Origin of the sequence: Streptomyces sp. NPDC048521, assembly GCF_043199855.1 — a bacterium.
In the GTDB taxonomy this organism is placed as follows: Bacteria; Actinomycetota; Actinomycetes; order Streptomycetales; family Streptomycetaceae; genus Streptomyces.
Window position 1 is genome coordinate 80,238 of record NZ_JBICWR010000009.1, and the last position, 16,957, is coordinate 97,194.

Sequence of the window (16,957 nt, forward strand, 5' to 3'; positions counted from 1 at the left end):
CGGGAGAGTGCCCTCGTGATAGACGTCGCCACCCCCGTTCACCAGCTCTGGTCCGGCGTGAACCTCGCCCACGCCGCGACGGAAGGCGATCTGTCGGCCGCCCGCGCCCAGATGGGGTTCTCGCTGGCCTGGCACATCATCGTCGCCTGCCTCGGTGTCGGCATGCCCGCCCTCACCCTCCTCGCCGAGTGGCTCGGCATCCGCCGCGACGACCCGGCCCTGCGACTCCTGGCCCGGCACTGGGCCCGGGCCATGGGCGTGCTGTTCGCGGTGGGGGCCGTCTCCGGCACCATCCTCAGCTTCGAGATGGGGCTGCTCTGGCCCGGCCTCATGGGGCGGTTCGGCCAGGTCATCGGGCTGCCCTTCGCGCTGGAGGGCATCGCCTTCTTCATCGAGGCGATCTTCCTCGGCATCTACCTCTACGCCTGGGACCGGCTGCCGCCACGCCGACACCTGCTCACCGGCATCCCCATCGTCGTCGCGGGCGTCGCCTCCGCCTTCTTCGTCGTCTGCGCCAACGCCTGGATGAACCAGCCCCGCGGCTTCACCCTGCGCGACGGCAAGATCGTGGGCGTGGACCCGTGGGCGGCCATGCTCAACCCCGCCAGCCCGCCGCAGACCGTGCACATGATCCTCGCGGCCTTCATGGTGGCCGCCTTCCTCACCGCCTCCGTCTACGCCGTCGCCCTGCTGCGGGGCCGCCGCGACCCCTACCACACGGCCGGGTTCGCCCTCTCGTTCACCGTCGGCGCGGTGGCGGCCCCCTTCCAGATCGTGGTCGGCGACTGGGCGGCCCGTTTCCTGGCCGACTACCAGCCGACCAAGCTGGCCGCCATCGAGGGCGTCTACCGCACCGGCTCGCACGTCCCCCTCACCCTCGGCGGAGTCGCCGGCGACAGGGGCCTGGAATACGGTCTGGAGATTCCCAGCGGACTGTCCCTGCTGGTCGGCTACCGTCCCGGCACGGTGGTCCAGGGCCTCGACCGGGTGCCCCACGACCAGTGGCCGGCGGTCACCGGCGTCCACTGGGCCTTCGACCTCATGGTCGCCATCGGCTTCTTCCTGCTCGGCCTCGGCGTATGGCTGCTGCTCACCTGGTGGCGCACCCGGCGCGTCGGCGGCGGCCTCCTGGACCGGCGTGGGAGCCGGCTGCTGCTCGCACTGGTCGCGCTCGCGGGTCCGGCGTCCGTGGTCGCCCTGGAGAGCGGCTGGAGCGTCACCGAACTGGGCAGGCAGCCGTGGATCGTGTGGGGGGTGATGCGCGTACGGGACGCGGTGAACCCGGCACCCGGACTGATGGCGGGACTGTGGCTGGTGCTCGTGGTGTACGCGGCGATGACCGTCGCCACGGTGTACGTGCTGCGCCGGATGGCCCGCGGCACCGACATCCCGGTCGCACCCCAGGAGGCGGACGTGCGCGGCTATCCCGTGGTCTGACCGCGCCGCCGGCCGCTCGTCGATCCGCCACCCTCGGTCTTTCGGCACCAGCCCCGCGAACGTCCCTGGAGGTCCCGTGCTCACCGACACCGCCCTCGCCGTCATGTGGGTCGGGCTGACCTGTTACGCCCTGTTCGCGGGCGCCGACTTCGGCGCCGGGGTGTGGGACCTGCTGGCCGGGGGCACCCGCCGCGGCCAGGAACAGCGGCGGCTCATCGAGCACACCATCGGTCCGGTCTGGGAGGCCAACCACGTCTGGCTGATCTTCGTCATCGTGCTGCTGTGGGCCTGTTTCTCGCCGGTGTTCGCGGCCGTCATGTCCACCCTCTACGTGCCGCTGACCCTCGCCGCGCTGGGCATCATCGCCCGCGGCGCCGCCTTCGCCTTCCGCAAGGCGAGCACCGAGCTGTGGCAACAACGGCTCTTCGGCATCTTCTTCGCCGTCTCCTCGCTGGTCACCCCGTTCTTCCTCGGCGCCGTCGCCGGCGGCGTGGCCTCCGGCCGGGTGCCGGCCGGACTCGCCGAGGGGAACGTGATCACCAGCTGGCTCAACCCCACGTCCGTGCTCGGCGGCGTCCTGGCCGTACTGACCTGCTCCCATCTGGCCGCCGTCTACCTGTGCGCGGACGTGGCCCGCGAGGGCGAGGGGGACCTGGCGCGTCACTTCGCGCTGCGGGCCATGGTGACCGGGTCGGCCAGCGGCGCCGTCGCCCTGGCCGGTACGGCGGTGCTGCACGCCGACGCCCCGGAACTGTTCCACGGGCTCACCCACCGGGCGCTGCCGCTGGTGGTGCTGAGCGCGGTCAGCGGTGTGGTGGGCCTCGGCCTGCTGGCGACGCGCCGCTACGTCGCGGCACGCGCGGCCGCGGCGGCGGCCGTCGCCGCGATCGTGTGGGCCTGGGGCGCGGCCCAGTACCCGGCGATGCTCGTCGGCAGCCTCACGGTCGACCAGGCCGCCTCCCGCCCGGCCGTGCTCTCCGCATGCCTGATCTCCCTCGCCTGCGGGGCCGTCCTGTTGATCCCGGCCCTGTGGCTGCTGTACGGCACCTTCCAGCGGGCGAGCACCCCCGAGGCACCGACCGAGCGAGGGGGGACGGCGCCCTGATCAGGGGGTCACGCGGCCACGGCGCCGGCTGCGCGCAGCGCCCCGTCGGCCAGGCCGTTCGGCGTGCTGATCACCGGGTCATGCGGCGTTCCGGTCGGCCGTGCGCAGGGCCGCCTCGGCCGCGCGTGCGCGCCACTCCTCCACGGTGTCCTGCTGGTGTCTGGCCCTGTCGAGGAGCGTGTCGAGCTGCGCGGCATCCAGGCGCTCGTCGGCGGAGGTGAGGCGCCGCAGGGTGGCCCATCCGGCCGCCTTGCCCTCCACGCCCAGCCGCAGCGCTTCCAGTTCCAGCACGGTGCTGAGCGGAGAGCGCCGCACCAGGCGGCCGTTGCCCTTGATCCGGCCCGCCTTCTCGGCCGCCCAGCCCGCCCAGACCTTGTAGCGGCGCACGGGGACGTCCAGGTTCCGCATGATGTCCAGCAGCGCCGCCCGGTCCTCGTCGATCTCGGCGGCGACGGGGCCGAGGGCACGGCCGAGCGCGGAACCGCGGGAGACGCGTGCCAGGTGACCTGCGCGCTGGGTGCCCGCGGTGGCGCCGGCGAGGTGGTCGTTGAGATAGATACCGAGCAGCTTCATGTCGGGGCTGCCGGTGGGCTCGGGCGTACCGGACCGTGCAGGGCCGTTCATGACGCGCCTCCTTCGTGGCTTCCATGGCTTTCGTGGCTCGGGATGCGGACGTCCACGGCATCCGGCCGCGCGCGGCGCACTCACCGTCGTCGTGACGCGTACCAGGCAGGGTGTGCGGGGCGTCGAGCCGAAACCGAACCGCACGGCGGGCTCGACGGGGGCGAGGGCGCCGAGGTCCCGCCCTTCGTGGACGGCGCTCGCCGCGGTGATCCGGTGCAGGTCGCGCGCGCCGTACCACTCGCGCCGGCCGCCACCGGCGCTCCCGCGGGTCCGCGCCCCGAACAGCACGCGGGCGGCCGGATCGGTCACCGTCGTCCAGCCGGTCCGGGCGGCCAGCGCTCCGGGGACGGCCTTCAGCAGCAGCCCGGGCAGACTCCTGCGGCCCACGCTGAGGCGCAGGTCGAGCAGCGAACCCGCGGTGACCGTCCAGTGGTGCGCGGTGATGCGGACCCGTACCGGTACGACCCGTACCTCGTCGAAGGCGTAGGTACCGGCGATGAAGTCCGCCGTGCGCCGGGTCGGGGCCAACAGCAGACGGTGACCGTCCTCCCGTTCGAGCATCACGTCGCTGAACGCACCGAAGGGGGAGCGGGCCCAGTGGCCGAGCACCACGCGGGTGCCCGACGCCGTCCCGATACCGGCGATCCAGCCGTCGAAGCGCAGCCGAGCGGCTCCGGCGGGGTTCGGTACCGGCGGGTTCGGCCGAGCGGCCCGAGCGGGGCCCGGCACGGGCGGGTTCATCCGCCCGGGGCGGCGCGGTGGCCGCCCTGGGCGCGGCGCCGCCCCGGGTGCGAGACGCCCAGGCGCACGTTGCGGACCCCGTCCGAGAAGTGCACGACCGGCTCCGTCGTGGGTGCGGGCAGTCCGGCCGCGCGGGTGAGGGTCTCCTCCATCGCCTCGAGGCGCGCCTCGCGCAGCGGCCAGGGCGCGTGCTCCACGGGCGTCTCCCAGACCGCGCCGAGCTGCCGGGTGAAGGCCCGCCAGCGCGAGGTCAGCCACACGTCCACGCGGGTGGGCGGGATCGGCTCGCCCGGACGGACGGCCAGGCGGTAGCGGGGCCCGCCGCCCCGCCGGACGCCGCTGTAGGCCACCGAACCCTCGTGCCGCGCCAGCTCCAGGCGGCCGACGTGGTACGGCACCCCCACCGTGCGGGCGGCGAGCATCACCGGGCAGGCCACCTCGATGGACAGGAACCACAGCCCGTCCCGGCCGTCCGGGCCCCGCACATAGGTGCGCAGATTGGTCTCCGCGAAGGACGGCAGGGACGCGGGCGACCCCGGCGGGCGCACACCGGCCATGACGAACGGCGTGAGGCTCACCCACGCCGCCCCGTCGTACGTGTCCACGGCGATGCCCCCCGGCAGCAGCCGCTGGACCTGATCGGGGGAGTAGGCCCAGTGCACGAACGTCTGGGTCAGCCAGTCGGCCCGCAGCGCGGGGACGTGCACACGCTGCTGGGGTCCATACGAGACCACGCGCACCGACTCCCCCGGAGGAGGGCGCCGAAACCCGGCACGCCCGTGTCCCGGAGGGCTCAGCCCCACACGGACCAGGAAGCCGTTCCGTCGGCGGACGCCAGGAGGGCGAGCACGACCAGGTCCGCGACGCCCAGTCCCAGCCCGAGGAGCGCGCGGAACCGGCGTGGGGTGTCCCGGCGCAGGGCGATGACGGCCAGCACGATGGCGATGGGACCGAGGACGAGGTTGAGGACGAGCAGCCCGACGAGTCCGAGGACGAAGGAGGCCACGGCCATGCCTTCGGTGTCCTGCCGGCCCGTCCGGCGTGAGGGTGGAGCGGTCAGCCGCATGGTCAGGCCCTCCTCGTCCGGTTGCGGCGCCGCCGCTCGCGTCCCGCGAAGACGACGAGCCAGACGGCGATGAGCGAGCCGAGCACCAGCGTGAGGGGCCAGGGGAGATAGGCGGCCGCTCCCACGACGAGGCCCAGCAGAAGCAGGGCGACGACCAGGAAGAGCACGCCTACCTCCCCGCTGCGGTGGCGGTGGCCACGGACGGCGGTTTCCTCGCCGGTGCCGTCGGTCGTTTCCCCGGCTGCCTGTGCAGCGGCTGCTGTGGCCGCTTCCTCAACGCGTTCATGACATCGCGGGTTACCCGCCACGGCCGTCTCACGCAGCCGTTCCTGACGGTCCGGCAGGGGCGTCGGTCCCGGCTCAGGTGGCGCGGGTCCCGCCGCCCCGGCGGATGCGGCCCAGCAGGTCCCGGTGGTAGGCCGCGAGTTGGCCGGCCGGCACCGGGGCGGGGCTCCCGGCGAGCGTGTACCAGGTGTCGCTGCCGAAATGCTGGATGGCGACGCGCACACTGTGGCCGTCGGAAAGGAGGATGGTCGCGACGGTGAGATCACCGGTGATGACGCCGACCTCGTCGGTCATCGCCCCGCCGGGGCCGGCCGTGACCCGGTCGACGTAACTGTTGATGCTGGGAGGGTTGTTCATGGGGCGCAGGTTTCCATCAAGCTGACCGGCATGCCCCGCACCGCGCAGGTGTCGCCGGCGCGTGTCCCCGTGTTGGGCGTGCGGCCGGGGCGTGGAGGCCCTCAGCCGAACAGCGGGAAGCGGTCCGCCGCCGCACCCAGGGCAGCACGTTCGGCGCCGGTGAGCGCGGCCCGCCCGGTGCCCACGCGCGCGTAGTGGTCGTCGCTCCATTCCGGCAGGGCGGGCCGGCCGAGCAGCCCGTCCAGCGTGGCGCGCACCGCGGCCAGGCCCTCGGGCGAGGGTGCCGGGGCGAGCGGCATCCGGACGGTCAGGTCCAAGTGGTGGACGGTCGCCTCGACCGCGAGCGTGGTGATCAGGTCGCCGGCCGTCAGCACGTGCCCCTGGGTGGCCACCTGCCGGTCGGGATCGGCCGTCTGCGCCGCGTGCACGGCCGCCGACAACGTCTCCAGGTACAGCTCCCGCAACTGGCCGAAGTCCAGGAACATGCTCCCGTTCACCCGCGCCCAGCGGCGGCCGTTCGCCGCTCCCGCGGAGTCCGGCCGCCAGTCCCGCCAGTACGTCACCGCGTCCCGGTCGACGGGCTCGTCCGACGGCGTGTGCAGGGCCACCAGTCCGCGCTGGGCGTCCTGCAGACAGTGGAAGACCAGGTCGCGGACCGCCCAGCCCGTGCAGCCGGTCGGCAGCCACGATTCCTCGTCGCCCAGTGCCGAGACCACAGCCGAGGCGGCCGCGTAGGCGGCGCGCAGCGTGAGCGCCGGACTCGTCGGGGTCTGTGTGATCACCATCCGGTCATCATCACACGCGGCTCGACGTCGCCGTGTCCGCGGACAGGCGCTGGGCGACGTAGATCGGGACCACCGACAGCAGGACGAGGACGGCGGCGACGACGTTCACCACGGGTGCCTGCTGCGGGCGGGTCATGTTGTCGAAGATCCACAGGGGGAGGGTCTGGATGCCGGGCCCCGCGGTGAACGTCGTGACCACGATCTCGTCGAAGGACAGGGCGAAGGCGAGCAGGCCGCCGGCCAGCAGCGCGGAGCGGACCAGCGGGAAGGTGACGTCGGCGAACGCGCGGAACGTGGTCGCGCCGAGGTCCATGGCCGCCTCCTCGTACGAGCCCGTCGTGCGCCGCAGCCGCGCCACCACGTTGTTGAACACCACCACGATGCAGAAGGTGGCGTGCCCGACGATCACCGTGAACAGTCCGAGACCCACGCCGAGCGGCTCCAGGACGGTACTGAAGGCCGAGTTGAGGGCGATGCCCGTGACGATGCCCGGCAGTGCGATCGGCAGGACGACGACGAAGGAGACGGTGTCGCGGCCGAAGAAGCGGTGCCGGGCCACGGCGAAGGCGACCAGGGTGCCGAGGACCAGCGCGATCGCGGTGGCGCCCAGTCCCGCCTTCACCGAGACCCACAGCGCCTCGCGGGCACCGGAGTTGTGCGCTGCCGCCGACCACCAGTGCAGGGTGAGCCCCGGCGGCGGCCAGCTCGCACTGCGGTCGGGGTTGAGGGAGTTGACGAGGACGAGCAGGAGCGGGACGTAGATCACCGCGAATCCGAGCCCGGCGCCGAGACGCAGGGCGATGCGCGCGGTGCGGCTGAGATGCATGACGCTCTTCTTCTCCAGGCGGGCGGGGGGCGTACCGGGGCGGGCGGGCTACAGGCTGTTCAGGGCGCCCGTACGGCGGATCGCCAGCAGGTACAGGACGATCACGACCACGGGCACGGTGCCCAGCGCGGCGGCCATGGGCAGGTTCAGTTCGATGTTGGAGTACACGAGGTTGCCGATCAGCTGCGTCTTGCCGCCGACGATCTGCACGGTGATGTAGTCGCCGAGGCTGAGCGAGAAGGTGAACACCGAACCCGCCGCGACCGACGGCAGCACCATCGGCAGGACCACCGAGCGGAAGGTCCGCCCGGCCCGCGCCCCGAGGTCGGCCGACGCGTCGAGCAAGTTGGCCGGCAACTGTTCCAGGGCCGTGTGGATCGGCAGGATCATGTACGGCAGCCAGAGATAGGTCAGGGTCAGGACCGTGGCCGGCAGGCCGTAGCCGGGGCCGCCCAGCCCGAACGGCGCGAGCATCCAGTCGGCGAGTCCGCCCTGGGAGAGGATGAGCCGCCAGGCGTACACCTTGACCAGGTAACTCGCCCACAGCGGGGTGAGGATCGCCACGACGAGCAGGGGACGCCGTCGCGGCCTGGCCACGCGCGCGGTGTAGAAGGCGACCGGGAAGGCGATCACCGCGCACAGTGCCGTCACCGCGAGCGCCACGCCGACGCTGCGCAGGACCACCCGGCGGAAGACCGGGGTGGTGAACAGCTCATGGAAGTTGTCCGTCGACCAGACCTTCACCACCTGGGAGGTGAAGGAGTCGGTCGTCCAGAACGCGGAGACGAACAGGACCGCCAGCGAGCCGAGGTACAGGACGGCCAGCCACAGCAGCGGGGCGGTGAGCAGGAGGGTCAGCCGCAGCCGGGGTCTGCGGTGCAGCGTTCCGGCGAGCCACCGGACGGTTCCCCGGCCGGCGGCGGTCGTCACATCGGTCGGCACGGCTCAGCCCTTGATCTCGGTCCAGGCCTGCACCCACTTGGCGTACGGCACGCACTTCACGTCCGTGCGGCCGTCGAGGCACTGCGCGATGGGCGTGTTCCAGAAGGCGATCTTCTTCCAGTAGGTCTCGTCGGCCGCGTGGTAGACCGTGCAGAAGTTCTTGTCACTGGTCTGCGCGCACGCCTTGGAATTGGCCGGGGCCTCGCCGAAGTACTCGGCGACCTGGGCGTTGACCTTGGGCGAGACGATCCAGTCGAGCCACTTGTAGGCGCAGTTGGGGTGCTTGGCCTTGGCGGAGACCATCCAGGTGTCGGACCAGCCGGTCGAACCCTCCTTCGGGACCAGCGCCTTGACGTGGGCGCCCTCGGAGGCGGCGAGGCCGGCGATGACCTGCCAGGTGGTCCCGACGACCGAGTCGCCGCTCTTGAAGGCGGAGACCTCCTTCAGGTAGTCGCTCCAGTACTCGCCGACGTATCCGTTCTGCCGCTTGAGCAGGGCCACGGCCGCGTCGAACTGCTTCTGGTCGAGGGCGTACGGGTCCTTGATCTTCAACTCCGGCTTGGTGGCCTTGAGATACAGGGCCGCGTCGGCGATGTAGATCGGCGAGTCGTAGGCGGTGACGTGACCCTTGTGCTGTGCGGCGTCGTCGAAGACGGCGGACCATGAGGTGGGCGCCGGCTTGACCTTCTCGGTGTTGTACATCAGCAGGTTGGCGCCCCGGCCGTGCGGGATGCCGTACATCGTGCCCCGCACGGAGTTCCAGGCGCCGTTCTTCAATCCGCTGAAGACGTCCTTGTAGTGGGGGACCAGATCGGTGTTGACGGGGGCGGCGTCACCGGAGGCGATCAGGCGCAGGGAGGCGTCCCCGGAGGCGGAGACGGCGTCGTACTCGCCGGTCTTCATCAGCTTGACCATCTCGTCCGAGCTGGCGGCGACCTTGGAGTGGACCTGGCACCCGGTTCGCTTCTCGAAGTCGCTGACCCAGTCCACCTCGGGGTCGTTGGAGCCGTCCTCGACATAGCCGGCCCAGGCGATCAGATTGACCTGGCCCTCCGTCTCGCCGAGCTTGGCCGGGGCCTTGAGGTCGGGCGGGTTGAGCCCCGTGGCGGAGGGACCGCCGGAGTCGCCGGAGGAACCACAGGCGGCGGCGAGCAGCAGGGCGGCGGCCGCGGCGGCGGCCCGGGGGATTCGGTTGAGACGCACGTCGTTCTCCATGGGGACGCGAGGGAGCGGGGAGCGGGACGGGGCGGTCAGGAGGGCAGCCGGACGGCGTGCCGGCGGTGCCACCGCAGGCGGACCCGGGTGCCGCGGTAGGCGGCGACGTCCTCGGAGGAGGTCTCCAGGTTCTGCTGCAGGGCGGTGAGCCGGCCGCCGCCGTCGAGGTCGACCAGGAAGCGGGTGGCGTCGCCGAGGTAGACGACCTCGGCGACGGTGCCGGTGGCGGTGGCGTGCCCCGGCTCGTCCGCCTCGGCGGACTCCTTCAGGACGCGGATCTTCTCCGGCCGGATGTTGTACGTGCCCGGGGCGCCGGTGATCCGGTGGGCCGCCTCTCCGTCGAGCAGGTTCGAGGTGCCGACGAAGGAGGCGACGAACGGGGTCGCCGGGCGTTCGTAGATCTCCGCGGGCGTGCCGACCTGGGCGATGCGGCCCTGGTCGAAGACGGCGATGCGGTCGCTCATCGTCAGGGCCTCCTCCTGGTCGTGGGTGACGAGGACGAAGGTGATGCCCACCTCCCGCTGGATCGCCTTGAGTTCGACCTGCATCTGCTCGCGCAGTTTGAGGTCGAGGGCGCCGAGCGGCTCGTCCAGCAGCAGGACCCGGGGCCGGCCGACGAGTGCGCGGGCGAGTGCGACGCGCTGGCGCTGGCCGCCGGAGAGCTGGGCCGGGCGCCGCTGGCCGTAGCCCTCGAGGCGCACCTCGGCGAGCGCCTTGCGGGCGCGGACGAGGCGTTCGGCCTTCGGCACCTTGCGGATCCGCAATCCGTACGCGACGTTCTGCTCGACCGTCATGTGCGGGAAGAGGGCGTAGTCCTGGAAGACGGTGTGCACGTCCCGTTCGAACGGGGCGAGGCCGGTGACCTCCTGCCCGGCGAGTTCGATTCGCCCCTGGTCCGGTGACTCGAACCCGGCGACGAGCCGCAGGACCGTCGTCTTCCCGGACCCGGACGGGCCGAGCATCGAGAAGAACTCCCCGTCCCGGATCTCCAGGTCGACCCCGGCCACGGCGGTCGTCTCGCCGAACGACTTCCGCAGGTCCCGCAGCCGGACCGCAATTCCCTCCATACGGGAACCTTTCTGGCGCGCTGTACGTTCCCGTAAACATATGAAGTCATAGTTCAAAGCTCAAGAGCCCCTTAAGGTAAAGCTTGAGTCAACGCACGAGGTGGTGGCCGTGAGACAGCACGAGATCGACGGCGGCGCCCGCAAGGCCGTCTTCAGCCCGGTGGACAACCGGGCCCGCGTGGACGCGGTCGTCCGCCGCCTCGGCGACGCCATCGAACTCGGCCTCCTCGCCGACGGCGAGCAACTCCCCGGCGAGACCGAGCTGGCCGGACAGCTCGGTGTCTCCACCGTCACCCTGCGCGAGGCGCTCATGGCACTGCGGCAACAGGGCCTGGTCACCACCCGCCGGGGCCGCGGCGGCGGCAGCTTCGTCGCCCTCCCCGAGGTCCCCGCCGACGACCGTCTCAAGGCACGGCTGCGCTGCTGGAGCACCGAGGAACTGCGCGATCTGGGCGACCACTGGGCCGCCCTGTCCGGCGCCGCCGCCCGTCTCGCCGCCCAGCGCACCGAACTCGACGACCTCCAGCAACTGCGCCGTACCGCCGAAGAGTCGGCGCACGCCGAGGACGCGGCCGCGCGCAGCCGCCTGTACGGCCGCTTCCACGTCGAACTCGCGGCCGCCGCCCAGTCCGCCCGGCTCACCCGCGAACAGGTCGCGCTGCAGAGCGAGGTCGGCGCCCTGCTGTGCCTCGTCCTGGCCGACGACGCATATCGTGAAGAAGTTGCGGACCGACACCGTTCCGTCATCTCCGCCGTGCAAGATGGGGCCCACGAAACGGCCGGAACGCTGGCCGAGCGGTGCGTCAGGGAGTCGACGGCGCGGCTCGTCGCCGTACGCCTCACCCTCTGACCGCGCCGCGTCCGGTTCCCGTCCGCTGGAGGACACCATGGGCTGGAGCCCCGGGCTCGCCACCCTCGACACGGAGCCGGAGACATGGGTGGCCGGGCAGGTGGGCGGCGCGCTGGAGGCCGTCTTCGAGACGGTCGCCGCCACGCGTACGGACACGACGGTCCTGCTCGACCGGGTGGCCGCGCAGGGTCGGCGGCCCGCCAGCGCCGACCTCGCCGCCCTCCGCCCCGGACTGCACCTGCGCCTGATCCGTGAGGAACTCGTCTCCGGTGTCGGCTTCGTCGCCGCACCCGGCCTGCTGGCCGACGTACCCGCCTGGCTGGAGTGGTGGCAGTCGGGCGCCGACGGCGACGTACGCCCGCTCCACCTGGACCTCGATCCCGGCCGGTCGGCGTACTCCGACTACACCCACTGGGACTGGTTCACGCTGCCCCGCGACACCGGGCGCCGGGCCGTGGCCGGACCGTACGTCGACTACCTCTGCTCCGACGAGTACAGCCTGACCCTGTCCGAACCGGTCCACATGCAGGGGCGGTTCGCCGGAGTGGCCGCCGCCGACGTGTACCTGCGGCACTTCGAAGCGGCCGTCCTGCCACTGCTGCGGCGCCTGCCCCGACCCGCCCGTCTGGTGAACGCCCGGGGCCGGGTCACCGCCTCCGCCGACCCCGCCCACCTGGCCGGCTCCCTCACCAAGGGCCCGGACTTCGGCGCCCTCCTCACCGAGGGCCGGTCCGCCACGCACGACGGCATGCGGCTGGTCCCGTGCCGGGGCGTTCCGCTGGTGCTCGTGCTGGCTTGAACACACGGGTGCCACGGGCCCGGGGGCACGATCGACGCCCGTGTCGGCCACGTAGTCCCGCATCTGGCCCAGCAGGCGGCGGTCCAGCAGGCTCTCGGGCGGCACCGGGTAGCGGCGGGCCGCCCACAGGTCCACGAAGGCCGGGCCCCACACACCGGCCGGCCGGCGGATCCAGCGCGTCGTCAGGACGGCGTGCGCTTCCCCGGCGGCCCGCGTCGGGGTGCCGAAGAGGAGGCAGAACCCCCGTCGGCGGCCGATCGCCCAGGACCGCAGGACCCGGCTGGGGGCGATCATGCGCATCCCGTAGTTGTCCCTCGGACAACGGGCGGCGGCCCGGTTCAGCTCGTCGACCAGTTCGTCCACGACGTCGTCCGCGACCTGCGCGACGACGTCCGGCAGGCCGCGCTCGAAGTGGTGATAGAGCGCGGCCGGAGGACTCGGTGCGGGCGCGAGGTTCGCGGTGCTGTGGCCCGCGACCCGGGCCACGTGGCGGTGCGGTGTCCGGGCCGGGAGCGGCCTCAGGCCGCGAGTCGCTTGGCCTGCGCGGCCGCCTCCTCGAAGGCGCGGGCACGGGAGGCCTCGAACAGCGGGACCAGTTCGGCCATCGCCGGGTTGTGCGGGGCCATGGTCAGCTCCGGGACGATGAAGTCGAGCTCCAGGCCGAGGGTGTCGGCGAGGACGGCCGTGAGGTAGTTCTGCACGTACTCGTACGACTCGCGCGGGGTGCCCGGCGCGTAGGAGCCGCCGCGGCTGGCGATGACGGTCACCGGGGTGCCCTTGGCGGACGGCGTCTCGCCCGCGGTGCGGCCGAAGAGGATCACGTTGTCCAGCCAGGCCTTGAGGGTCGAGGGGATCGTGAAGTTGTACATCGGGGCGCCGATCAGCACCGCGTCGGCCTGCTCCAGCTCCTCGATGAGCCGTGCCCGCTCGGCGAAGGCGGCGGCCTGCCCGGGCGTGTGGGTGGCCGGGTCGGCGAAGCCGGCGGTGTGGGCGTCGGCGGTGATGTGCGGAACGGGCCGCGCCGCCAGGTCGCGGTGGACGACCGTGCCGTCGGGGTGCTGCTCCTGCCAGTGCGAGCGGAAGGCCGCCGTCACGGCGCGCGAGGCCGACGCCTCGGCCGGGAACACGGAGGAATCGATGTGCAGCAGGGTGGCCATGGGTGTCTCCAGAAGACGGAAGGGGGCAGCCCGACGCCGGAGCCGTCGGGCCGGGGTTTCGTACGTAACTAGGTTTAACATAGGTACTTACTTTTTTTCACCCCCTATCGCGTGGTAGTACCCTGATCACATGGCGGTGGACGAGAACCACGACGGTGCGGCGTGCAAACGGGTGGATGACGGCATCACCCGTGTCTTTCAGTTGCTCGGCAAGCGCTGGAGCGGCCCGATCGTGGCCGTCCTGGTGGACCAGCCCGCGCACTTCGCCGACCTGCGGCGCGCCATTCCCGGCATCAGCGAGCGCATGCTGTCCGACCGGCTCGCGGAACTCGGCGCCGCCGGCCTCCTCCTGCGCGAGGTCGACGAGGGCCCGCCGTTGCGCGTCTCGTACCGGCTCACCGAGGCCGGAGCCGCACTGGAACCCGCGCTGAGGGAACTGGGGGAGTGGGCGAAGACCCACCTGCCCGAGGCCGAGCCGTGTGCCGGCGTGGGGCGGAAGCGACCGGCCGACGCGACGGCATAGCGGGGCGCGGCGGCGCAGGCCCGGTGCAGTGCGGCCCGCCGCCTAAGACGGCACTGTGTACCCACCCGTGACGGCTGACGGCTGACGGCTGGCGCTGGCGGATCAGCCACCGCTCGGTGTCCGCGCGCGTCCCCCTGCACGGCGTATGCGGAACGAGCCCGGAACGATCCGGCCGACGCCGCCCGGCACACCCGCCCCGAACCCGTGCCCGTGGCTCCCGCCGACGCGCCCCGCTACACCTCGTAGGTGCGGCCGGTGCGGGTCAGGTACTTCTCGTCGGGCAGGCCGAACAGCGTGCCGTCGGGGAGGTACGGCACCGGTGTCTCACCGCAGCGGACCGAACCGGTCTTCACCAAGGAGGAGTTCGCGAAGAACCGCGACTCGGCGTTCGACCGGGCGGTGACCCTTCAGGTACCGCGCGCCTGAGCCGGCTCAGTCGACCGGCCAGGTGTGCACCGGGGCGTTGAGATGCATGTAGTCGATGTACAACTGCGTCATCCGCCGCAGCGCCTCGTGCCGGCCGACCTGCGTGAACGCGTCGAGGTGGTGGAACATCTCCTTCTGCCACACCGCTCCGTTGCGTGCGGTCACGCACCGCTGCTCGATGATCCCGAGCAGCGGCTCCCGCCACGCGGCGTCCATCCCGGAGTGCTCGAGACCGCGGTGCGCGAGCGGCAGCAACCGCCGCAGGACCAGCTCCGGCACCGGAACCTCGCCCATCCCGGGCCAGTACAACAGCGCGTCGATGCCGTGCCGGGCGGCGGTGTGCAGGTTGTCCTCGGCGGCCGCGAAGGACATCCGCGACCACACCGGCCGGTCCTCCTCCACCAGCGCCCGGGTGAGCCCGTAGTAGAAGGCGCCGTTGGCGAGGGTGTCGGCGACGGTCGGCCCGGCGGGCAGCACCCGGTTCTCCACCCGGATGTGCGGTACGTCGTGGGCGACGGCGTAGACCGGGCGGTTCCAGCGGTAGATGGTGCCGTTGTGCAGGGTCAGTTCGCCCAGCTCGGGGATGTCACCGCGGTCCAGCGTCTCCGCCGGGTCCTGCTCGTCGCACAGGGGGAGGAGGGCCGGGAAGTAGCGCAGGTTCTCCTCGAACAGGTCGAAGACGCTGTTGATCCACCGCTCCCCGAACCACACGCGGGGGCGCACCCCCTGCACCTTGATCTCCTCCGGGCGGGTGTCGGTGGCCTGCTCGAACAGCGGGATGCGGGTCTCGTGCCACAGCTCCTTGCCGAACAGGAAGGGCGCGTTCGCCGCCAGCGCCACCTGAACCCCGGCGATCGCCTGTGCCGCGTTCCAGTACGCGGCGAACTCCTCCGGCGACACCTGCAGATGGAACTGGGTGCTGGTGCAGGCGGCCTCCGGGGTGATGGTGTCCGCGTAGGTCCGCAGCCGGTCGACGCCGTCCACCTCGATGCGCAGGTCCTCGCCCCGGGCAGCGAAGACCTGGTCGTTGAGCAGCCGGTAACGGGGGTTCTCCGACAGTGCTCCCTCGCCGATGTCGTCCTGCCGCAGCGTGGGCAGGATGCCGATCATGATGAGCCGGGTGCCGACGGATCGGGCCCGTTCATCGGCGTGGTTGAGCGCGGCCCGGATCTCCGACTCCCACGCGTCGGGGCCGCCCGCCGTCAGCCGTCGGGGCGGGACGTTGATCTCCAGGTTGAACCGGCCCAGCTCGGTGGACCAGGCGGGGTCGGAGATCGCCTCCAGCACATCGCTGTTGCGCATCGCCGGCTCGGCGGCGCCGTCGACCAGATTCAGTTCGATCTCCAGGCCGACCTGCGGCCGCTCGGACTCGAACCGCGCCTCGCGCAGCATCTGCGCCAGCGTGTCGAGGCACTCCTGCATCTTGACCCGGTACCGGCGGCGGTCCTCGCGGGTGAAGACGAGCGCCGGGACGTCCCGTCCCATCGGCCCTCCAGGGTTCCCGTCGGACACCTCTCCACACAGCGTCGCACCATCGCGGGACCCGCACCATGCGGGTCCCGCCCGCCACAGGTGATCTCCGGACGCGCGGGCGTGACCGGCCGACACGGTGACGGCCGGCTCGGTGACGGCCGGCTCGGAGATCCGCGGCGCAGGGCTGCCGAGGCGCGGAGGGCGCGCCCCGCTCCTGGGCTGGGCGCGCCGGCGCGGTGGTTCGGTCAGGCGAGCTTGCGGGCCACACCGCCGTAGAAGCCGATCTCCGCGGACCGGGGCGGCGGTGGGGTGTCCGGGCGCCAGAACGGGACCTGGGCCAGGCCCGGCTCGACCAGCTCGAAGCCGTCGAAGAACCGCTCGACCTCGGCGCGGGAGCGGAGGTTCAGGGAGGCGGTGGCCCGGTTGTAGACGGCCTGCGCGGCGCTGCGGTCGGCGAAGTCGTCCGTGGCGTGCGACAGCACCAGGTAGCTGCCGGCCGGCAGCGCGTCCCGCAGCGCGGCGACGACCTGCGCGGGCTGCTCCGCGTCCGTCAGGAAATGGAGGATGGCCACGAGAAGCAGGGCGACCGGCTGGTCGAAGTCGATGACCTTGCGGACGTCGGGGTGGTCCAGCACGGAACGCGGGTCTCGCAGGTCGCCCAGGACGATGCTGGTCGTACCGGAGCGGCTGAGCAGCGCGTTGCCGTGCGCGGCGACGATCGGATCGTTGTCGACGTAGGCGACGCGTACGTCCGCTGCCGCCTCCTGGGCGACCTCGTGCACGTTCGGCGAGGTGGGCAGCCCGGTGCCGATGTCCAGGATCTGCCGGACCCCGCTGCCGACGACGTACCGGACGGCCCGGTGCAGGAAAGCGCGGTTCGCCCGCACTCCGATCCGCACCTCGGGTGCCGCGGCGGCCAGCTCGTCGGCCGCCCGCTGGTCCACCTCGTAGTTGTCCTTGCCGCCCAGGAGGTAGTCGTAGATCCGCGCGGGGTGCGGCTTGCTGGTGTCGATGTTCACGGCCTGGACGCCGTCCTGTGTCACGCTGCGCTCCTCTCGGCGACCGTCACGGCCTCGGTCCGCGAACGGCTGGCCAAAGCTTCCCACATCAACTACCGCTGCCGCGCCAGTGGTTTCCCGGCTCTGGGAGCTCCGACAGCGTCACCGAGGCGGCTGTGTGGTCGCAGACCGACTCCCGGCACCGGGAGAACGTGTCCGATGTGGCCGACGCGCCGTCCGGTGACCCCGATGCCGCGCGGGGCGGGCCGGACGTCTCTGGA

At 72.3% G+C, this 16,957-nt stretch carries 18 protein-coding genes and 1 pseudogene; 5 read left to right on the top strand and 14 right to left on the bottom strand.

What is annotated here, in order from left to right; genetic code table 11:
• The first annotated feature begins 18 nt into the window (after positions 1-18).
• Complete coding sequence (locus ACGFRF_RS21700; protein WP_393742684.1) at positions 19-1,437, top strand: cytochrome ubiquinol oxidase subunit I; 1,419 nt, start codon at positions 19-21, stop codon at positions 1,435-1,437.
• 76 nt (positions 1,438-1,513) lie between these two features.
• Positions 1,514-2,542: a cytochrome d ubiquinol oxidase subunit II gene (locus ACGFRF_RS21705; RefSeq protein ID WP_393742261.1), complete on the top strand. Its 1,029-nt coding sequence runs from the start codon at positions 1,514-1,516 to the stop codon at positions 2,540-2,542.
• Between the two features lie 78 nt (positions 2,543-2,620).
• Here the strand turns inward: ACGFRF_RS21705 and ACGFRF_RS21710 are convergent, their stop codons facing one another.
• From ACGFRF_RS21710 to ACGFRF_RS21760, 11 genes and pseudogenes are all read right to left on the bottom strand, one after another.
• Positions 2,621-3,166 (bottom strand): hypothetical protein, encoded by a 546-nt coding sequence (locus ACGFRF_RS21710; RefSeq protein WP_393742686.1) that lies wholly within the window; start codon positions 3,164-3,166, stop codon positions 2,621-2,623.
• Between the two features lie 72 nt (positions 3,167-3,238).
• Positions 3,239-3,907: pseudogene (locus tag ACGFRF_RS21715) on the bottom strand (hypothetical protein); the annotation flags it as partial.
• Positions 3,904-4,641 (bottom strand): YqjF family protein, encoded by a 738-nt coding sequence (locus ACGFRF_RS21720; RefSeq protein ID WP_393742263.1) that lies wholly within the window; start codon positions 4,639-4,641, stop codon positions 3,904-3,906. The pseudogene ACGFRF_RS21715 and the gene ACGFRF_RS21720, both read right to left, overlap by 4 nt.
• Positions 4,642-4,700: 59 nt before the next feature.
• On the bottom strand, positions 4,701-4,973 hold the full coding sequence (locus ACGFRF_RS21725) for a DUF4190 domain-containing protein (RefSeq protein WP_393742265.1): 273 nt from the start codon (positions 4,971-4,973) through the stop codon (positions 4,701-4,703).
• A 2-nt stretch (positions 4,974-4,975) separates the two neighbouring features.
• The gene (locus ACGFRF_RS21730) at positions 4,976-5,140 is read right to left on the bottom strand and encodes a hypothetical protein (protein ID WP_189979214.1); all 165 of its coding nucleotides are present in this window, start codon (positions 5,138-5,140) and stop codon (positions 4,976-4,978) included.
• Positions 5,141-5,333: 193 nt separating this feature from the next.
• On the bottom strand, positions 5,334-5,615 hold the full coding sequence (locus tag ACGFRF_RS21735) for a hypothetical protein (protein WP_393742267.1): 282 nt from the start codon (positions 5,613-5,615) through the stop codon (positions 5,334-5,336).
• Between the two features lie 101 nt (positions 5,616-5,716).
• Positions 5,717-6,400: a maleylpyruvate isomerase N-terminal domain-containing protein gene (locus tag ACGFRF_RS21740; protein WP_393742269.1), complete on the bottom strand. Its 684-nt coding sequence runs from the start codon at positions 6,398-6,400 to the stop codon at positions 5,717-5,719.
• A gap of 10 nt (positions 6,401-6,410) precedes the next feature.
• The gene (locus ACGFRF_RS21745; protein ID WP_393742271.1) at positions 6,411-7,226 is read right to left on the bottom strand and encodes an ABC transporter permease; all 816 of its coding nucleotides are present in this window, start codon (positions 7,224-7,226) and stop codon (positions 6,411-6,413) included.
• A gap of 48 nt (positions 7,227-7,274) precedes the next feature.
• Positions 7,275-8,168 (bottom strand): ABC transporter permease, encoded by an 894-nt coding sequence (locus ACGFRF_RS21750; RefSeq protein ID WP_393742273.1) that lies wholly within the window; start codon positions 8,166-8,168, stop codon positions 7,275-7,277.
• 3 nt (positions 8,169-8,171) lie between these two features.
• A complete protein-coding gene (locus ACGFRF_RS21755; protein WP_393742275.1) occupies positions 8,172-9,383 on the bottom strand; it encodes an ABC transporter substrate-binding protein in 1,212 nt (403 codons plus the stop codon).
• A gap of 35 nt (positions 9,384-9,418) precedes the next feature.
• Positions 9,419-10,450 (bottom strand): ABC transporter ATP-binding protein, encoded by a 1,032-nt coding sequence (locus ACGFRF_RS21760; protein WP_393742277.1) that lies wholly within the window; start codon positions 10,448-10,450, stop codon positions 9,419-9,421.
• Between the two features lie 109 nt (positions 10,451-10,559).
• Here ACGFRF_RS21760 and ACGFRF_RS21765 point away from each other — a divergent pair, with 109 nt between their 5' ends.
• Both ACGFRF_RS21765 and ACGFRF_RS21770 read left to right on the top strand, forming a co-directional pair.
• The gene (locus tag ACGFRF_RS21765) at positions 10,560-11,300 is read left to right on the top strand and encodes a FadR/GntR family transcriptional regulator (protein WP_393742279.1); all 741 of its coding nucleotides are present in this window, start codon (positions 10,560-10,562) and stop codon (positions 11,298-11,300) included.
• 37 nt (positions 11,301-11,337) lie between these two features.
• Positions 11,338-12,099, top strand: a complete 762-nt coding sequence (locus tag ACGFRF_RS21770) for a cache domain-containing protein (protein WP_393742281.1) — start codon at positions 11,338-11,340, stop codon at positions 12,097-12,099.
• 518 nt (positions 12,100-12,617) lie between these two features.
• Here the strand turns inward: ACGFRF_RS21770 and ACGFRF_RS21775 are convergent.
• A complete protein-coding gene (locus ACGFRF_RS21775) occupies positions 12,618-13,256 on the bottom strand; it encodes an FMN-dependent NADH-azoreductase (protein WP_393742283.1) in 639 nt (212 codons plus the stop codon).
• A 130-nt stretch (positions 13,257-13,386) separates the two neighbouring features.
• Between ACGFRF_RS21775 and ACGFRF_RS21780 the strand changes: the two genes are divergently transcribed.
• Complete coding sequence (locus tag ACGFRF_RS21780; protein WP_393742285.1) at positions 13,387-13,779, top strand: winged helix-turn-helix transcriptional regulator; 393 nt, start codon at positions 13,387-13,389, stop codon at positions 13,777-13,779.
• Between the two features lie 432 nt (positions 13,780-14,211).
• On the opposite strand, the gene ACGFRF_RS21785 is transcribed toward ACGFRF_RS21780, so the two are convergent.
• Both ACGFRF_RS21785 and ACGFRF_RS21790 read right to left on the bottom strand, forming a co-directional pair.
• Positions 14,212-15,690: a glutamate--cysteine ligase gene (locus ACGFRF_RS21785; protein ID WP_393742287.1), complete on the bottom strand. Its 1,479-nt coding sequence runs from the start codon at positions 15,688-15,690 to the stop codon at positions 14,212-14,214.
• A gap of 233 nt (positions 15,691-15,923) precedes the next feature.
• On the bottom strand, positions 15,924-16,721 hold the full coding sequence (locus ACGFRF_RS21790) for an SAM-dependent methyltransferase (protein WP_393742289.1): 798 nt from the start codon (positions 16,719-16,721) through the stop codon (positions 15,924-15,926).
• Positions 16,722-16,957: the final 236 nt, after the last annotated feature.